Source organism: Streptomyces viridifaciens (assembly GCF_001888885.2).
Lineage (GTDB): Bacteria > Actinomycetota > Actinomycetes > Streptomycetales > Streptomycetaceae > Kitasatospora > Kitasatospora aureofaciens.
Map to the genome: position 1 here is coordinate 5,890,889 of NZ_CP090841.1, position 17,828 is coordinate 5,908,716.

General features: G+C 72.4%; 17 protein-coding genes. 14 read left to right on the forward strand and 3 right to left on the reverse strand.

Features of this window, described 5'->3' with window-relative positions; all coding sequences use genetic code 11:
* Positions 1-245: 245 nt before the first annotated feature.
* Positions 246-1,457, reverse strand: a complete 1,212-nt coding sequence (locus BOQ63_RS33705) for an amino acid deaminase/aldolase (protein WP_072655500.1) — start codon at positions 1,455-1,457, stop codon at positions 246-248.
* Positions 1,458-1,546: 89 nt separating this feature from the next.
* Here BOQ63_RS33705 and BOQ63_RS33710 point away from each other — a divergent pair, with 89 nt between their 5' ends.
* Entirely contained in the window at positions 1,547-2,320 is a 774-nt protein-coding gene (locus BOQ63_RS33710; protein ID WP_150476215.1) for an SseB family protein, read from the forward strand.
* 50 nt (positions 2,321-2,370) lie between these two features.
* Here BOQ63_RS33710 and BOQ63_RS33715 read toward each other — a convergent pair whose 3' ends face one another.
* The gene (locus BOQ63_RS33715) at positions 2,371-2,748 is read right to left on the reverse strand and encodes a DUF1844 domain-containing protein (RefSeq protein WP_046386572.1); all 378 of its coding nucleotides are present in this window, start codon (positions 2,746-2,748) and stop codon (positions 2,371-2,373) included.
* A gap of 499 nt (positions 2,749-3,247) precedes the next feature.
* Here BOQ63_RS33715 and infC point away from each other — a divergent pair, with 499 nt between their 5' ends.
* The 12 genes from infC (at position 3,248) to BOQ63_RS33775 (ending at position 15,696) form a co-directional block, all read left to right on the forward strand.
* Complete coding sequence (gene infC, locus BOQ63_RS33720; protein ID WP_072655502.1) at positions 3,248-3,973, forward strand: translation initiation factor IF-3; 726 nt, start codon at positions 3,248-3,250, stop codon at positions 3,971-3,973.
* Between the two features lie 139 nt (positions 3,974-4,112).
* Positions 4,113-4,307 (forward strand): 50S ribosomal protein L35, encoded by a 195-nt coding sequence (gene rpmI / locus BOQ63_RS33725; protein ID WP_030286227.1) that lies wholly within the window; start codon positions 4,113-4,115, stop codon positions 4,305-4,307.
* A gap of 109 nt (positions 4,308-4,416) precedes the next feature.
* On the forward strand, positions 4,417-4,812 hold the full coding sequence (rplT, locus tag BOQ63_RS33730; RefSeq protein WP_030055649.1) for a 50S ribosomal protein L20: 396 nt from the start codon (positions 4,417-4,419) through the stop codon (positions 4,810-4,812).
* A gap of 122 nt (positions 4,813-4,934) precedes the next feature.
* Positions 4,935-5,801, forward strand: coding sequence for a TrmH family RNA methyltransferase (locus BOQ63_RS33735; RefSeq protein WP_030286229.1), 867 nt, complete (start codon positions 4,935-4,937; stop codon positions 5,799-5,801).
* Positions 5,802-5,988: 187 nt separating this feature from the next.
* Positions 5,989-7,092 carry a sensor histidine kinase gene (locus BOQ63_RS33740; protein ID WP_030286231.1) on the forward strand — a complete coding sequence of 368 codons (1,104 nt, stop codon included), beginning with the start codon at positions 5,989-5,991 and terminating at the stop codon, positions 7,090-7,092.
* A 246-nt stretch (positions 7,093-7,338) separates the two neighbouring features.
* Positions 7,339-8,460 (forward strand): phenylalanine--tRNA ligase subunit alpha, encoded by a 1,122-nt coding sequence (pheS, locus tag BOQ63_RS33745; RefSeq protein ID WP_030286234.1) that lies wholly within the window; start codon positions 7,339-7,341, stop codon positions 8,458-8,460.
* The gene (pheT, locus tag BOQ63_RS33750; protein ID WP_030286236.1) at positions 8,460-10,961 is read left to right on the forward strand and encodes a phenylalanine--tRNA ligase subunit beta; all 2,502 of its coding nucleotides are present in this window, start codon (positions 8,460-8,462) and stop codon (positions 10,959-10,961) included. The genes pheS and pheT overlap by 1 nt, the downstream gene beginning before the upstream one ends.
* A 115-nt stretch (positions 10,962-11,076) precedes the next feature.
* Positions 11,077-11,514 carry a GntR family transcriptional regulator gene (locus tag BOQ63_RS33755; RefSeq protein ID WP_046386571.1) on the forward strand — a complete coding sequence of 146 codons (438 nt, stop codon included), beginning with the start codon at positions 11,077-11,079 and terminating at the stop codon, positions 11,512-11,514.
* A complete protein-coding gene (locus BOQ63_RS33760; RefSeq protein WP_046386570.1) occupies positions 11,514-12,437 on the forward strand; it encodes an ATP-binding cassette domain-containing protein in 924 nt (307 codons plus the stop codon). Before BOQ63_RS33755 ends, BOQ63_RS33760 begins: the two co-directional genes overlap by 1 nt.
* Positions 12,434-13,399, forward strand: a complete 966-nt coding sequence (locus BOQ63_RS33765; protein WP_030553614.1) for an ABC-2 membrane transporter-related protein — start codon at positions 12,434-12,436, stop codon at positions 13,397-13,399. The genes BOQ63_RS33760 and BOQ63_RS33765 overlap by 4 nt, the downstream gene beginning before the upstream one ends.
* A 119-nt stretch (positions 13,400-13,518) precedes the next feature.
* The gene (locus BOQ63_RS33770; RefSeq protein WP_030286246.1) at positions 13,519-14,361 is read left to right on the forward strand and encodes a chitosanase; all 843 of its coding nucleotides are present in this window, start codon (positions 13,519-13,521) and stop codon (positions 14,359-14,361) included.
* 243 nt (positions 14,362-14,604) lie between these two features.
* Positions 14,605-15,696 carry a sugar ABC transporter substrate-binding protein gene (locus BOQ63_RS33775; protein WP_030286248.1) on the forward strand — a complete coding sequence of 364 codons (1,092 nt, stop codon included), beginning with the start codon at positions 14,605-14,607 and terminating at the stop codon, positions 15,694-15,696.
* 72 nt (positions 15,697-15,768) lie between these two features.
* Here the strand turns inward: BOQ63_RS33775 and BOQ63_RS33780 are convergent, their stop codons facing one another.
* Positions 15,769-16,638: a 3-hydroxybutyryl-CoA dehydrogenase gene (locus BOQ63_RS33780; protein WP_046386569.1), complete on the reverse strand. Its 870-nt coding sequence runs from the start codon at positions 16,636-16,638 to the stop codon at positions 15,769-15,771.
* A 312-nt stretch (positions 16,639-16,950) separates the two neighbouring features.
* On the opposite strand from BOQ63_RS33780, the gene BOQ63_RS33785 reads away from it, so the two are divergent.
* Positions 16,951-17,763, forward strand: coding sequence for an SDR family NAD(P)-dependent oxidoreductase (locus tag BOQ63_RS33785; protein WP_030286252.1), 813 nt, complete (start codon positions 16,951-16,953; stop codon positions 17,761-17,763).
* Positions 17,764-17,828 lie beyond the last annotated feature (65 nt).

Sequence of the window (17,828 nt, forward strand, 5' to 3'; positions counted from 1 at the left end):
ACCGGGCGGTTGTTGACGGCACGTCTGCTCGGAACAGCGCAAAGGCCCGATGGAACACCCGGGTCAGGTGTTCCATCGGGCCCGCTTAAGGCTGTCGAAAGGTCGGCCAGAAGTTCGGGTTGCCGTTGATCGTCCCCGCCTGGACGATCTCGCCGCCCTGGATGAGTTGCCGTGGACCGTCATGTCCCTGAGTTCGTTGTGGACCACGGCGGCTGCCCGGGGGTAGGGCACGGTCCGACGGCCGGTCAGAGGAACGTCCTTCCCTCACCCCGGTAGGTGGGGACGCTCCGGACGACCCGGTCCCCCTCGATCAGGTGCAGTTCGGCGAAGCGCTCGCACAGCTCGCCCGCCTTGGCGTGCCGGAACCAGACCCGGTCGCCGATCAGCAGGTCGTCGGCGGCCGGGCCGATCAGCGGGGTCTGCACCTCGCCCGCGCCCTCCATCGGGTCGTAGTGCAGCCCCGCCGGAAGGTAGGGCACCGGTGAGCGGTCCGGTCCGGCGGCGCCGGAGGCCGGGTAGCCGCCGCCGAGCACCGTCACCACCCCGACCCCGGGGCGGCGCACCACCGGCTGGCCGAACAGCGCGGCCGGCCGGCCCCGGAAGGAGCGGTAGTTGTCGAAGAGCTGCGGCGCGTAGAGCCCGGAGCCGGCGGCGACCTCGGTGACGGCGCGCTCGGCCACGGTGGACTCCACGCTGCCGGTGCCGCCGCCGTTGACGAACTCCAGCTCGACCACCTGCCGCAGCCGCCGGACCACCGCCGCGCGCCGCTCGGCCAGCTCGGTCCGGGACCGGGCCTGCATCAGCCGGATCAGCTGCGAGCGCACCGGCCGCCCCGGCACCCGGTCGCCCACCCCGGCGACGTGCCCCTCGTACGCCATCAGGCCGACCACCCGGAAACCCCGGCGCCGCTGGACGAGTTCGGCGAAGGCGCCCAGCTCCTCGGGAGTGCGCAGCGGCGAGCGCCGGGCGCCCACCCGGACCCGCCCGCCGAGCAGGTGCAGCGCGGTGTCCAGCTCCAGGCAGACCCGCACCTCGGCGTCGCCGGAGCGGGCCTTGTCGATCAGGTCCAGCTGGGCCGGGTCGTCCAGCACGACGGTGACCCGGCGGGCCAGCTCCGGGTCGGCCGTCAGCTCGGCGTAGCCGGCCCGGTCGGTGGAGGGATAGGCGAGCAGCACGTCGCGCACGCCGGTACGGGCCAGCCAGAGCGACTCGTCGAGGGTGAAGCTCATCACCCCGGCGAAGCCGTCCACGGCCAGTACCCGTTCCAGCAGCGCCCGGCAGCGCAGCGACTTGCTGGCCACCCGGATCGGCTTGCCGCCCGCCCGGCGCACCAGGTCGGCGGCGTTGGCGTCGAAGGCGGCGAGGTCCACCACGGCCACCGGGCCGTCCAGGTGGGCGGTGGCCCGGTCGTACCGGTGCCGGTCGGATACCGGAGTGCGGGTGACGAGGATGACCATGCGCGCAGGGTGCCACAGGGGGCTACCGGTGGGTAGAGGGTGTGCGGGGAAATGGGAGCGGCGGTTCGAGGTGGCATAGGGTCGGCCGGGTGGACCGCAAAGACTTCTCCAACCCGGCGTTCGTCGGCAAGAGCATCCCGAATCCCGGCTTCTCCGACGACGACGGAACGGCGGACCCGGCGCTGACCACGGCCCTCGCCCGCTGGTCGCAGGACCGTACGGCCGAGCCGGAGGTGCTGGCGGCGCTGACCCCGACCCGGTTGATGGTCCCGATCGTCGCCATCCTCGGCGAGGTCGAGGTGGACGACCACGGGCACAGGCACGACAAGAGCAGCGACATGGCCGTCCCGGTGCTGGAGGCGCCGGACGGGCGCCGTGCGCTGCCGGCCTTCACCTCGCTGGAGTCGCTGACCCGCTGGCGGGCCGACGCCCGTCCGGCGCCGACCGCGGCCCCGCAGGCCGCGATGGTGGCCTTCTCCGAGCGCGCCGACACGCTGCTGGTCGACCCGGCCGGGCCGGTGCCCTTCCTGCTGAGCGGCGCCCGGCTGCGGGCGCTGGCGGAGAACCGCCCCTACCTGCCGCCGGCGCGGGACCCGGAGGTGCGGGAGGCGGTCCGGGCGCTGCTGGCGGCCGAGCCGCAGGTGCTCAGCGGGCTGCTGGCGCCGTCCGAGGACTCGGACGGGGTGCTCGCGGTGGTGTTCGACCCGGCGCTGGACCAGCCGGGGCTGCAGGCGGCCGCGCAGCGGGTCGGCGAGGCGGTGGCCGGGGACCCGCTGCTGCGGGTGCGGCTGGACCGGGGGCTGGACCTCGCGGTGCTGCCGGCGAGCGCGCAGCTGCCGGGGGAGCCGCTGTACCGGCGGTAGAAGCGAACGGGGCACCCACCGACGTCGGTAGGTGCCCCGGAAGACCGGTCTCAGCGGTAGACCGGCCCGGTGAACTTCTCGCCCGGCCCCGCGCCCGGAGCGTCCGGGACGAGCGAGGCCTCGCGGAAGGCCAGCTGCAGCGAGCGCAGCCCGTCCCGCAGCGGAGCGGCGTGGAAGTTGCTGATCTCCGGCGCGCCGGCGGTGACCAGTCCGGCCAGCGCGGTGATCAGCTTGCGGGCCTCGTCGAGGTCCTTGTCCTTCTCGCCGCCCTCGGCCAGGCCGCACTTGACCGCGGCAGCGCTCATCAGGTGCACCGCGACGGTGGTGATCACCTCGACGGCCGGGACCTCGGCGATGTCGCGGGTGAGGTCGTCGAAGCCGATCGCGTCGTCGTCCGCGCCGGGGTTCTGGGTGGGCTCGCTGCTCAAGGGTGGCTCGTTCCGTCGTGCGGTGTGGGTACACGTGGAGCGTACAAGGGGGCCCCGGACTCGCCGGGAGGGCAGTGCGCCGCGAAGACGGTGCGCCGGGGCGGAATAGCGTTCGACCCCGCGACGCTGTAAGCTTCGAGACTGACCGGCCGGGATCCCGCATGGGCACCCTGGCCAGCAAGTGGAGGCTCCACCACAGGAGGCCCGAGAGGGCAACCGCGAAAGTCTCCCACCTGATCGGCCTCGCGGTCGACGGGTCCGGTCCGCGACGGGCGCCACGGCGCCGAGTCGCCCGCAGCGTCCTTCACCGGACGCCGCCCCCGGTTGTGTGGAGCCCCGCTTGTACCGAGCGGGGCTTTTTTCGTGTCGCGGTGCACATGGTGTCGGAAACCAGCACCGGGCAGCGCAGCACGAATGAAGCCCCGCCCAGTGGTCGAGTCCACTACGTGCGACCGCCGTCCGACGGCCGCATCGCAGAAGGTGCAACCGAGGAGGCCCCATCAGCACCGAGCCCCGCATCAACGACCGGATTCGCGTCCCGGAGGTGCGACTCGTCGGTCCCAGCGGCGAGCAGGTCGGCATCGTGCCGCTTGCCAAGGCGCTGGAGCTCGCGCAGGAGTACGACCTCGACCTGGTCGAGGTCGCGGCGACCGCCCGGCCGCCGGTGTGCAAGCTCATGGACTACGGCAAGTTCAAGTACGAGTCGGCCATGAAGGCCCGTGAGGCGCGCAAGAACCAGGCGCACACGGTCATCAAGGAGATGAAGCTCCGGCCGAAGATCGACCCGCACGACTACGACACCAAGAAGGGTCACGTCGTCCGGTTCCTCAAGCAGGGTGACAAGGTCAAGATCACGATCATGTTCCGTGGTCGTGAGCAGTCCCGCCCCGAGCTGGGCTTCCGTCTGCTGCAGCGGCTCGCCGACGACGTCCAGGACCTGGGCTTCGTCGAGTCCTCGCCGAAGCAGGACGGCCGGAACATGATCATGGTTCTTGGCCCGCACAAGAAGAAGACCGAGGCGATGGCCGAGGCCCGCGCCCTCGCGGACGCCCGCAAGGCCGAGCGGCAGGGTCGGACCACCGGTTCCGACGCCGACGCCGCCGCCGCGGACGAGGACGTCGTGACCGAGGACGCCGTGGCCGAGGCGCAGGACGCTCCGGCCGAGGCCGAGGCCCCCGAGGCCGAGGCTCCGGTCGAGCAGCCGGCCGCTCCCCAGGGCGCCTGAGCCGCAAGGCTCACGGCAGCCCGGGGTCGGCCCCCACGGTGACGGGGCACCCGCCCGGTCACCGCAGATCCATCCAGTTCACGCCCGCGTGGCGCAGGCCGCGCGGGCGTGAACGGGACCGACGAGGAGATACGGCGAAATGCCGAAGCAGAAGACGCACAGTGGCGCCAGCAAGCGCTTCAAGATCAGTGGCTCTGGCAAGGTGCTGCGCGAGCGCGCCGGCCGCCGCCACCTCCTGGAGCACAAGCCCTCGACGCTGACCCGCAAGCTGGCCGGGACCGTCGAGATGGCCCCCGCTGACGCCAAGAAGATCAAGAAGCTTCTCGGCAAGTGATCGCCCTCCCGCCCGGCGCGAGCCGCGTGCGGGGCAGCTGATCCTTCCCGACCCATTCGAATGACGGACCGCGTGAAGTAGTCCGTGGTCCAACCCAAGGAGTAATCAAGTGGCACGCGTCAAGCGGGCAGTCAACGCCCACAAGAAGCGCCGGGTCATCCTGGAGCGCGCCAGCGGCTACCGTGGCCAGCGCTCGCGCCTGTACCGCAAGGCCAAGGAGCAGGTCACCCACTCGCTGGTCTACAACTTCAACGACCGCAAGAAGCGCAAGGGCGACTTCCGTCAGCTGTGGATCCAGCGCATCAACGCTGCGGCCCGTGCCAACGGCATCACCTACAACCGCTTCGTGCAGGGCCTGAAGGCCGCCAGCGTCGAGATCGACCGCAAGATGCTGGCCGACCTGGCCGTCAACGACCCGGGTGCGTTCGCCTCCCTGGTCGAGGTCGCCCAGAAGGCGCTGCCGGCCGACGTGAACGCCCCGAAGGCTGCCGCCGACGCCGCCTGATCTTCCGAGATCGGTTGAGCTCCGACCGGACCCGCAGGCTCTCCTGCGGGTCCGGTTCTGCGTTCCGCCCCCGTCAGCACCACCAGAGTCAGCCAGAGTCAGCGCCTCCAGAGAACGAGACCATGCCGAGCACCGAGACCCCCCTGCTCACCTCCCTGCGCTCGCCGCGCGTCGTCGCCGCCCGTCGGCTCGCCAAGCGGAACCAGCGCACCAAGGAGCGCCGCTTCCTGGCCGAGGGCCCGCAGGCCGTCCGGGAGGCCATCGCCTTCGGCAAGCTGCCGGGGACGGCCGAGCACGCCGTGGTCGAGGTGTACGTGGGCCTGGAGGCCGCCGAGCGGCACGCTGACATCGTCGAGGCCGCCCTGGCCGAGGGACTGCCGGTGCTGACCGCCACCGACGAGGTGATCGCCGATATCTGCGACACGGTGACCCCGCAGGGGATCGTGGCGCTCTGCCGCTTCATCGACACCCCGTTCGCCGAGGTGCTCGCCGCCCGGCCGAAGCTGGTGGCGATCCTCGCCCACGTGCGCGACCCCGGGAACGCGGGCACCGTGCTGCGCACCGCCGACGCGGCCGGTGCGGACGCCGTGGTGCTCACCGACGCCTCGGTGGACCTGTACAACCCCAAGGCCGTCCGGGCCTCCGTCGGCAGCCTGTTCCACCTGCCCGTGGCGGTCGGCGTGCCGGTCGAGGAGGCGGTCGGGCAGCTGCGCGCGGCCGGTGTCCGGGTGCTCGCCGCGGACGGCGCGGGGGAGCGCGACCTCGACCAGGAGCTGGACGAGGGCACCCTCGGCGCCCCCGGCGCGTGGGTGTTCGGCAACGAGGCGTGGGGGCTCCCGGAGGAGACCCGCGCGCTCACCGACGAGGTCGTGCGCGTGCCGATCCACGGGCACGCGGAGAGCCTCAACCTGGCCACCGCCGCGGCCGTCTGCCTGTACGCCTCGGCCCGGGCGCAGCGCTCGCCCGGCGGCTGCCGCTCGAACGGCTGACGCGACCCGTCCTGCGGCGACGGTCGGCATGCCCCGCCGGACCGCTGACACGCCGGCGCCCCACAGCTGACACGCCCCCGGACGCGCCGGGATCACCACGCTGCAAGCCCTACTGCCGGGGCCTGCGAGGCGCTAGGGTCTGCGTCGGTGGGGGGAACGGCACGGTGGGTAATCGGGGAGGCAACCCATGGTCGGCAGCGGACCCGAGCTCGACCCGGACGACCTTCCGGACGGCCTGGTGGTCGCCGACGCGAGGGGCCGGGTGGTCTGCTTCAACCGGGCCGCGGCCCGGCTCACCGGCGTGCTCCCGGAAGCCGCGCTCGGCAGCGCGCTGGAGGACGTCCTGCCGCTGGAGGACCTGGACGGCCGCCGCTGGTGGCAGCTGACCGATCCGTACGGCGGTCTGGCGATCCGCACCCGCCAGCCCGAGCGCAACCTGCTGCTGCCCGGCGGCCGGGAGGTGCTGGTCTCCGCCCGGTACGTCCGGGCGGAGCCGCTGGGGCCGGTGGACCGGCTGGTGATCGCCCTGCGCGGCACCGAGGCCCGGCGCCGGACCGAGCGCAGCCACGCCGAGCTGATCGCCACCGTCGCGCACGAGCTGCGCTCCCCGCTGACCAGTGTGAAGGGCTTCACGGCGACGCTGCTGGCGAAGTGGGAGCGGTTCACCGACGGGCAGAAGCGGCTGATGCTGGAGACGGTGGACGCCGACGCGGACCGGGTCACCCGGCTGATCGCCGAGCTGCTGGACATCTCCCGGATCGACGCCGGGCGGCTGGAGCTGCGCAAGCAGGTCGTCGACCTGGCGGCCGCGGTGCGCCGGCACGTCGAGCGCAAGGTGGCCACCGGCATCGCCGAGGAGCGCTTCGACATCCGGGTCACCGAGCCGCTGACCGTGCTGTGGGCGGACCCGGACAAGGTCGACCAGGTGCTGGCCAACCTGCTGGAAAACGCGGTGCGGCACGGCGAGGGAACTGTCACCATCGAGGTGGCACCGGCCAAGGAGGTCGTCGAGGCGCCCGTCTGGGAGCGCTCCGGCACCCCGCCCCGCATCGTGGAAGGAACGGCGGTCACCGTGAGCGACGAAGGCAGCGGCATCCCCGAGGAGTCGATGCCGCGTGTCTTCACCCGCTTCTGGCGGGGATCCAAGCGCGGTGGCACCGGCCTGGGGCTCTACATCGTCAAGGGCATCGTGGAGGCCCACGGTGGCTCGATCAGGGTCGACCGCGCGCCCGGCGGCGGGGCCCGGTTCCGATTCGTCCTGCCCGCCGGGGTGCCCGACTTCATGCTCTGAAAGGGCATGAACGACCGATACAGCATGCTGTGGGTCGGGGTCCGGACGGGCTTGACGGCAGCCGCGCTACGCGCTGCGACTACACTCGACCTTTGGCGTTGCGCAACGCCCTGCGCGGCTGAGCCGCGGACACCCCTCCCCGTCAGTACGGAGACGGGCTGCCCGTGCCCCGGCCCCGCCGGGCGGGACGCGAAGGCGAGCCCACACACCTGAGCACGGACGAGCAGGAGCACGGGAAAGATAGAGATGTCGGCACCCAACAAGTCGTACGACCCGGTCGAGGTCGAGGCCCTCAAGCCCGAGGTGGTGGAGCAGGCGCGGGACGAGGCCGTCGCCGCCTTCGCCGCCGCCACCACGCTCGACGAGCTGAAGCAGGCCAAGGTCGCCCACACCGGCGACCGCTCCGCGCTCTCGCTCGCCAACCGCGAGATCGGCGCCCTCCCGCCGCACGCCAAGGCCGCCGCGGGCAAGCTGATCGGCCAGGCCCGCGGAGCCGTCAACCAGGCCCTGGCCAAGCGCCAGGGTGAGCTGGAGGCGGAGCGGGACGCCCGCGTGCTGGTCGAGGAGGCGGTGGACGTCACCCTGCCCTACGACCGCACCCCGCGCGGCGCCCGGCACCCGCTGACCACGCTGGCCGAGCGCATCGAGGACACCTTCGTCGCGATGGGCTACCAGGTCGCCGAGGGCCCCGAGGTCGAGGCCGAGTGGCTGAACTTCGACGCCCTCAACCTGGGCCCGGACCACCCGGCCCGCTCGATGCAGGACACCTTCTTCGTCCAGGCCCCGGACGGCTCCGCCGACTCCGGCGTGGTGCTGCGCACCCAGACCTCCCCGGTCCAGGCCCGCACCCTGCTCGACCGCGAGCCGCCCGTCTACGTGGTCTGCCCGGGCCGGGTCTACCGGACCGACGAGCTGGACGCCACCCACACCCCGGTGTTCCGCCAGGTCGAGGGCCTCGCCGTCGACGAGGGCATCACCTTCGCCGACCTCAAGGGCACCATCGAGGTGCTGGTCGAGAAGCTGATCGGCGGCGGCCTGGAGCTGCGCTGGCGTCCGTCGTACTTCCCGTTCACCGAGCCGAGCGCCGAGATCGACCTGCAGTGCTTCGTGTGCCGCGGCGAGAGCGTCGGCAACCCGGACCGCCCGTGCCGCACCTGCTCCTCCGAGGGCTGGATCGAGCTCGGCGGCTGCGGCGTGGTCAACCCGCGGGTGCTGGTCGCCTGCGGCGTGGACCCGAACCGCTACAGCGGCTTCGCCTTCGGTCTCGGCCTGGAGCGGATCCTGATGAATCGTCACAACGTCGCCGACATGCGCGACATGGTCGAGGGTGACGTGCGTTTCACCCTCCCGTTCGGGATGGAGATCTGATGCGCGTCCCGCTTTCCTGGCTGCGCGAGTACGTCGATCTGCCCGCGGGCGAGACCGGCCGTGACGTGGCCGAGCGGCTGGTCCGGGCCGGCCTGGAGGTCGAGACCGTCGAGCAGCTCGGCGCCGACCTCAAGGGCCCGCTGGTGGTCGGCGAGGTGCTCTCCATCGAGGAGCTGTCCGGCTTCAAGAAGCCGATCCGGCACTGCTTCGTCAACGTGGGCGGCGCCAACGGCACCGGCGAGCCGCAGGAGATCGTCTGCGGCGCGACCAACTTCGCCGTCGGCGACAAGGTCGTGGTCGTGCTCCCGGGCGCCGTCCTGCCCGGCCCGTTCCCGATCTCGGCACGCAAGACCTACGGCCACACCTCGGCCGGCATGATCTGCTCCGCCCGCGAGCTGGGCATGGGCGACGACCACAACGGCATCATCGTGCTCCCGCCGGAGTACGAGCCCGGCACGGACGCCATCGAGCTGCTCCAGCTGGTCGACGAGGTGCTCGACATCGCCGTCACCCCGGACCGCGGCTACTGCCTGTCCATGCGCGGCGTGGCCCGTGAGGCCGCCACCGCGTACGGGCTGCCGCTGGCCGACCCGGCGCTGCTGGACGTGCCGCCGGCCAACTCCTTCGGCTACCTGGTCAAGGTCGACGACCCGGCCGGATGCGACCGCTTCGTGGCCCGCACGGTCGTCGGCGTCGACCCGAACGCCAAGTCCCCGATCTGGCTGCAGCGCCGCCTGCAGAAGGCGGGCATCCGCCCGATCTCGCTGGCCGTCGACATCACCAACTACGTGATGCTGGAGGTCGGCCAGCCGCTGCACGCGTACGACAAGCAGCGGGTGGACGGCCCGATCACGGTCCGCCGGGCGGCCGAGGGCGAGACCCTCACCACCCTGGACGGCGTCGAGCGCAAGCTGGCCGCCGAGGACCTGCTGATCTGCGACAACAGCGGCCCGATCGGCCTGGCCGGCGTGATGGGCGGCGCCTCCACCGAGATCCTCGACCCGGCCGCCGGTCCGGGCACCACCGAGGTGATCATCGAGGCCGCGCACTTCGACCCGGTCTCCGTCGCCCGCACCGCGAAGCGGCACAAGCTGCCCTCCGAGGCGTCCAAGCGCTTCGAGCGCGGCGTCGACCCGGAGGCCGCCCGCGCCGCCGCACAGCGCGCCGTCGACCTGCTGGTGCTGATCGCCGGCGGCACCGCCGAGGCCGGGGTCACCGACATCGCGGCCCCGCACCCGGTGCGCACCATCACCATCGCCGCCGACCTGCCCGACCGTGTCGCCGGCACCGCCTACGGCCGCGAGACCGTCACCCGGCGCCTGCAGGAGATCGGCTGCTCGGTCGCGGGCGCCGACGTCCTGGAGGTCACCCCGCCGACCTGGCGGCCCGACCTCACCGACCCGTACGACCTCGCCGAGGAGGTCATCCGGCTGGAGGGCTACGACAACGTCCCCGCCCGGATGCCCAACGTGCCGCCGGGCAAGGGCCTGACCGAGGCCCAGCGGATCCACCGCCGGATCGGCGTCGCGCTGGCCGGGGCGGGCTACGTCGAGGTCAACAACTACCCGTTCCTCGGCGAGGCCGCCTTCGAGGCGCTCGGCCTGGAGCCGGACGACCGCCGCCGCCGTACGGTCAAGCTGGTCAACCCGCTCAACGACGAGGAACCGTCGCTGCGCACCACGCTGCTGCCGGGCCTGCTCGGCGCGCTGCGCCGCAACATCGGCCGGGGCAACACCGACCTGGCGATCTACGAGACCGGCACCGTGTTCCTGCCGAAGGACGAGCTGTCCGTGGCGCCGCGCCCGGCCGTCGACCACCGGCCGAGCGACGAGGAGCTGGCCGCGCTGGACGCCGCGCTGCCGGACCAGCCGCGCCGGGTCGCCGTCGCCCTCGCGGGCGAGCGGCTGCCCTCCGGCTGGTGGGGCAAGGGCGACCAGGCCTCCTGGGCGGACGCCGTCGAGGCGGCCCGCACGGTGGCCCGCGCGGCCGGTGTCGAGCTGACCGTCCGCCAGGGCCAGCGGGCGCCCTGGCACCCGGGCCGCTGCGCCGAGCTGGTCGTGGCCGGCACCGACCGGGTGGTCGGCCACGCCGGTGAGCTGCACCCGAGGGTCGTCAAGGCGCTCGGACTGCCGGCCCGCACGGCGGCGATGGAGGTCGACATCGACCTGTTGACGGCGGACGGCCCGCAGAAGGTCAACGGCCCGGCGGTCTCCGGCTTCCCGGTCGCCACCCAGGACGTCGCGCTGATCGTCGACGCCGCCGTCCCGGCCGCCGAGGTCGAGGCGGCGCTGCGCTCGGGCGCGGGCGAACTGCTGGAGGCCATCCGGCTGTTCGACGTGTTCACCGGTGAGCAGGTCGGCGAGGGCAAGAAGTCGCTGGCCTACGCGCTGCGCTTCCGCGCTGCCGACCGCACGCTGACGGCCGACGAGGCCACCGCCGCCCGCGAGGCGGCCGTCGCCGAGGCCGTCAGCCGTACCGGCGCGGTGCTGCGCGGAGCCTGACGCCCCTCAGTACGGCCTGTGAAGGGCCCCGCCCGGACCAACCTCGGTCCGGGCGGGGCCCTTCGCGTTGTCCGGGATTGACAACCCGTCACCACCTCCACTTAACTCATTAACTATGGAACTAGATAAAAGCGCCGACCGGCCCTCCCCGATCGAGTTCCGCCTGGACCCGGCCTCCGGTGTTCCGACCTACCTGCAACTCGTGCAGCAGGTCGAACAGGCGCTGCGGATGGGCTGGTTGGCGGAGGGGGACCGGCTGCCCCGGGTGCGCGAGGTGGTCGCCGGGCTGGCGATCAACCCCAACACCGTGCTCAAGGCCTACCGGGAACTGGAGCACCGCGGCCTGGCGGCCGGCCGGCGCGGCCAGGGCACCTTCGTGCGCGGGATGCCCGCCGGAGTGGTGCCGCTGCGCGAACGGGCGGCGCTGCGGCGGGGCTTGCTGGACTGGATGCGCTCGGCGCGGGCCGCCGGGCTGGACGAGGGGGGGATGGTCGCGGTGTTCGAGGACGCGCTGCGCGACCTGCGTGAGGGCCGCGACGGGGTGGTGGCGTGATGGCGACGGACACGGTGATCGACTGCGGGGGGATCGGCAAGCGCTACCGCCGCTCCTGGGCGCTGCGGGACTGCCACCTCGCCGTCCCGGCCGGGCACGTGGTGGCCCTGGTCGGCCCGAACGGCGCCGGCAAGACCACCCTGCTCAGCCTGGCCGCCGGCCTCACCCTGCCCAGCGAGGGCGCGATGACCGTCCTCGGCGACCAACTCCCCGGCTCGCCACGGGCCCTGGACCGGATCGGCTTCGTCGCCCAGAACGCCGCCCTCTACCCCGGACTGCCCGTCCGCGACCTGCTCGCGATCGGCCGCCACCTCAACCGGCGCTGGGACGACGCCCGGGCGCGCGACCATCTGGACGGCCTCGGCATCCCGCTGGAGCGCAAGTACGGCCGGCTCTCCGGCGGCCAGCAGGCCCAGGTCTCGCTCGCCCTGGCCCTCGCCAAGCGGCCGGAACTCCTGCTCCTGGACGAGCCGTTGGCCGCGCTCGACCCGCTCGCCCGGCACGACTTCATGTCGGCGCTGCTCACCGCGGTGGCCGAGGACGGCCTGTCGGTGGTGTTCTCCTCGCACGCCGTCAACGAGCTGGAACAGAGCTGCGACTACCTGGTGGTGCTGGCCGGCGGCCGGGTCCAGGTGTCGGGGGAGGTGGACGACCTGCTGGCCGACCACCGGATGCTCACCGGCCCGACCGCCGAGGCCGACGCGGTCGCCGAGCGCCTGCCGGTGGTCCGCGACCGCCGGGCCGGTGCCCAGTCCCACCTGCTGGTCCGCACCGGCGGCGTGGACGCGCCGGTCTCCGGAGGCTGGCGTCAACAGCGCATCGGCCTGGAGGAGTTGGTGCTCGCCTACCTTCGCGAGCCGGCCGCCTCCGCCCTGCCCGGCCCGCGCGGGGCCGTCCGTCCGAACCAGAAGGTACTGTCGTGAGTTCGACCACCCTCGCCCCGCCCCGCTCCGCCGTGCTGCGGGCCGCCGGGCTGCGCCACCGCCCCGCGCTGCTGACCCTGCTCGCCGTGATGGGCGTGGTCTCGCTCGCCCTGCTGCTCCACGGCTGGTACCTGCACGCCGGGCTGGACCGGACGGGCGCGGGATCCTGCGACCCGGCCACCGACGCCTGTCGGGTCAAGTTCAAGCAGTTCCTGCACCAGTACGCCGACAGCGTGCCGATGCTCACCTCCGTGTCCTACGTCCTCGGTGGAACCTTCGGCGCCTTCCTCGGCGGCCCCTTGCTGGCACGGGAGTTCGAGCACGGCACGGTCCGCTTCGCCTGGACCCAGGGTGCGGGGCGGAGCCGCTGGACGGCGGGCGGCCTGGTCGTGGGCGGCGCGGTGCTGGCCGGCGTGTCGGTGCCGTTCGGGTTGCTGCTGCGGTGGTGGAGCGTGCCGTCGGTGATGGCGAGCGGAAGCTTCAGCCCGGAGGCCTTCGTGCAGCTGCCGCCCGTCCTGGTCGGCCGGGTGCTGGTGGCCTTCGGGGTGGCGGCGCTGGCCGGCGCGGTGCTGCGCCGCACGGTGATCGCGGTGGGCCTCGGCCTGGCGGTCTCGGTCGCGCTGCCGTTCCTCGCGTACGCCGTGCGTTCGCACTACATGGCTCCGGTGGAGGAGCCGGTGCACACCCTGGCGCCGCTGGCGCTGGACGACCGCTGGGTGCTGAGCGTCTGGTTCTCCGACCCGGCCGGCAACCGGATCTCCGAGAGCGACTTCTACAACCTCGGACGTGACTACGCCAACCTCCAGTCCCTGGTGAGCGACGGCGGTTACACCATGCACCAGGTGTACCAACCGGCGGACCGGCTCTGGCCGTTCCAGTGGATCGAGTTCGGCTGGACGACCCTGCTCGCCGTGGCGCTGTGCGCCGCCGCGGTCTGGTGGGTGCGGCGTCGGGCTGCCTGACCTGGGCCGTTCACATCTGTGTTGAAGTGAATACGTCAAATCCCTTGCGGGGACGGCGCCCTGGGCGTTTGCTTCTCGTTAGGAAGGTTTCCTAACCTACGAGGAATCGGAGCATCCCCATGCGCCCTCAGCCCCGCCGTGCCCTCCGCATCGCCCTCGCCGCCGCTCTGGTGGCCGCGCCCCTCACCGTCGCGGCCACCTCGGCCGCCCAGGCCGCCCCCGAGGCCGCGGCCTCCGTCCGGCTCAAGGGGGCCGGCCTCGACGACCCGCACAAGAAGGACATCGCGATGCAGCTGGTGTCCAGTGCGGAGAACTCGTCGCTGGACTGGAAGGCCCAGTACAAGTACATCGAGGACATCGGTGACGGCCGCGGCTACACCGCCGGCATCATCGGCTTCTGCTCGGGCACGGGCGACATGCTGGAGCTGGTCCAGCACTACACCGACCTCAACCCCGGCAACGTCCTCGCCAAGTACCTGCCCGCGCTGAAGAAGGTCAACGGCAGCGACTCGCACGCCGGGCTCGGCACCGCCTTCACCAAGGACTGGGCCGCCGCCGCCAAGGACCCTGCCTTCCAGCAGGCCCAGAACGACGAGCGCGACCGGGTGTACTTCAACCCCGCCGTCAACCAGGCCAAGGCCGACGGCCTCCGCGCGCTCGGCCAGTTCGCCTACTACGACGCCATCGTGATGCACGGCCCGGGCGACAGCTCCGACAGCTTCGGCGGCATCCGCGCGGCCGCGATGAAGAAGGCGAGGACGCCCGCCCAGGGCGGCGACGAGGCCACCTACCTCAAGGCCTTCCTTGCCGCCCGCAAGGTGGCCATGAAGAAGGAGGCCGCGCACTCCGACACCAGTCGGGTCGACACCGAGCAGCTGGTGTTCCTCAACGCCGGGAACTTCGACCTCAACCCGCCGCTCAAGTGGAAGGTCTACGGCGACAGCTACAGCATCGACAGCTGACGCCCGGGTCGGAGCAGTGGCGGGAGGCCGTTCGCCCCGGTCGCCCGCCGCACCGGCATTCGCCCCCCCCGCGAACGGCCCCCCGCGAAATACCCAAGGGAGTGTGAAAGTCCTGTTCATCCCGTAACGAATCGAGCAACGGGATAACGAAGGATCCCTCCCGCATTGACGCATTCGCCCGGTGGCGTTTGACTCCCTCCCCTGCCGCAGTGTTGCGGCGCAGTACAGGAGGCACCACCGATCATGATCAGACCCATGCGCGTCGCGGCCACGGGCACGGCCGCCGTGTCGCTCGCACTCGCTCTCACGGCCTGCGGTCAGACCGTCGCGACCCAGACACCGGCGGCCGGCGGAGACGGCGGCGAGGGCATCGGTCTGCTGCTACCGGAGAGCACCTCCTCCACCCGGTACGACACGTTCGACAAGCCGCTGATCGAGAAGACGGTGGCGGGCCTCTGCTCGAAGTGCACGGTGAGCTACGCCAACGCGGGCGGCGACGCGAACGCCCAGAAGAAGCAGTTCGACGACCTGGTCGCCAAGGGCGTGAAGGTCATCCTGCTCGACCCGGTCGACGCCAAGCTCACCGCCCCGTGGGTGGACGCCGCCAACGCCAAGGGCGTGAAGGTCGTCGCCTACGACCGGCTGGCCCAGGGCAAGGTCGCGGCGTACGTCTCCTTCGACAACCAGCGGACCGGCCAACTCCAGGGCCAGTCCCTGCTCGACGCCCTCGGGCCGAAGGCCTCCTCGGCCAACGTCGTGATGATCGACGGCGCCGAGTCCGACCCCAACGCGGCGCAGTTCAAGACGGGCGCGCACCTGGCGCTGGACGGCAAGGTCAAGATCGCCTACGAGCAGTCCGGCGAGTGGAAGCCGGAGGTGGCCACGGCGAAGACGAACGAAGCCATCCAGAGCCTCGGGAAGAACGGCATCCAGGCCGTCTACGCCGCGAACGACGGGATGGCCGCCGCCGTCATCGACGCCCTGAAGGCCGCAGGCATCAAGAACGTGCCGGTGGGCGGCCAGGACGCCTCCATCGACGCGATCCGCCGGGTGCTCACGGGCGAGCAGGCGTACACCATCTACAAGCCGTACAAGCCCGAGACGGACGCGGCGGGCACCATCGCCGTCCAGCTGGCCGAGGGCATGGACATCAGCACCACCGCGACCTCGTCCACGGACAGCGGCGGGCTGCACATCCCCTCGCTGCTCCTCACCCCGATCGTGGTGACCAAGTCGAGGGTGGAGGCCACCGTCGTCGCCGGCGGGCTCTACAAGGCGTCGGACATCTGCACCCAGCAGTACGAGGAGGCCTGCGCGGAGGCCGGCGTCAAGTAGCCGGGACCGTCCGGAACCCGGCGGGGGCGCGGCCGCACCGACCCGGTGCGGCCGCGCCCCCGCCGTCGAGGATCAGGCGCTCGCGGTGTAGTCGTAGAAGCCGCGGCCGGACTTACGGCCCAGCAGGCCGGCGTCGACCATCCGGGACAGCAGCGGCGGAGCGGCGTACAGCGGCTCCTTGTACTCGTCGTACATCGACTCGGCGATCGACACGATGGTGTCCAGGCCGATCAGGTCGCACAGCCGCAGCGGGCCCATCGGGTGGGCGCAGCCGGCCTCCATGCCCTTGTCGATGTCGGAGGCGGTGGCCACGCCCGACTCGAACATCCGGACCGCGGAGAGCAGGTAGGGCACGAGCAGCGCGTTCACCACGAAGCCGGCCCGGTCGCGGGCGCGGATCGGCTCCTTGGCGAGCACCTGGGAGGCGAAGGCCTCGACCCGCTCGGTGGTGACGGCCGACGTGGTCAGGGTCGGGATGACCTCGACCAGCTTCTGCACCGGCGCCGGGTTGAAGAAGTGCAGGCCGATGACCTGCTCCGGGCGGGAGGTGGCGGCGGCCAGCTTCACGATCGGGATCGAGGAGGTGTTGGAGGCCAGGATCGCGTCGCGGCGCTCGATCACCCGGTCCAGGGTCTCGAAGATCTTGACCTTGACGTCCTCGCGCTCGGCGACCGCCTCGACCACCAGGTCGCGGTCGGCGAAGTCGGACAGCTCGACGGTGAAGGACAGCCGGGACAGCGCCTCGTCCCGCTGCTCCGGGGTCAGCTTGCCGCGCTTGACCGCCGTCTCCAGCGAGTTGGTCAGCCGGGTGCGCCCGAACTCCAGCGCCTCACCGCTGGCCTCCGACACCATGACGTCCAGCCCGGCCCGGGCGAAGACCTCGGCGATGCCCGACCCCATCAGTCCGCAGCCGACTACTCCGACGCGCGCGATGTCACTCACTCAGTTGCCCTTCGGTGGTGCTGGGGGTCGCCCAGCGAACTGGTGGCCCAGCGAGCTGCTGGTCAACGGGTCGGTGTACCGGAATGGGTGCACCGGTCACCGCCCCGACGACGTTACTACTCCGTACCGGCGAGTAGGTCACCCCCTCCCCGGCGCAGTGCCAGCGCGTTTCCCGGCGCGACGCCGGTCCGACGGGTCCTCCGAACGGGTGAGGCCGCGCCGCCCGCGCGTGTGCCCGGGGCCGCCGCCGCCCGGTGCCCGACAGAATGCCGCAGACGGGGGCAGGGGACGGGAAGGGAGAACACGGTACCGATGGGATCGCTCACGGGGCAGGTCGCCCTGGTCACCGGCGCCGGCCGGGGCATCGGCCGGGAGATCGCCATCGGGCTGGCCGCCGAGGGAATGGCCGTCGGCCTGGTCGGCCGCACCCACGACACGCTGACCGCGACCCTCAAGGAGTGCGTCAAGCACGGCTCCCGGGGCGTCGCCGTCACCGCCGACGTCTGCCGCCACGGCTCGGTGCGCGAGGCCGTCCGGCTGGTCGAGCGGGACCTCGGTCCGATCGACCTGCTGGTCAACAACGCCGGCCTGGTCGACCGGGAGGAGGTGCCGCTCTGGGAGACCGACCCCAACCAGTGGTGGCAGGTGGTCGAGACCAACCTGCGCGGCCCCTACAACCTGCTGCGCTGCGTCCTGCCCGGCATGGTCACCCGCCGCAGCGGCCGGGTGGTCAACCTCAGCTCCGGCTTCGCGCTGCGCCCGGACGGCAACTACACCGCGTACGCGACCTCCAAGGGCGCGCTGCTCCAGCTCTCCGACAACATGGCGGACTCGCTGGCCCGGCACCACGTCGTGGTCCTCGACATCAGCCCCGGCGCGGTGCCCACCGACATGACCGCCGGGATGCCGATGTTCCGGGACATGAAGGCCTGGGCCTCCATCCCGTACATGGTCGCGGTCACCGTGGACGCGGCCCGCGGCCGCTTCGACGCGCTGCACGGGCGGTTCATCCACGCCGGGCGCGACGACCTGGAGGAGCTGGTCCAGCGGGCCGAGGAGATCCGGACGGCGGACGCCCGGACCCTGCGGCTGCGCCCGTACAAGGGCGACGACCCGATGGCCTGAGTGGGCCGCCCGACCCGACCCGGCCCGGCCCGACCGCTCAGGCCATCGGGTACCAGGCCGTCGGG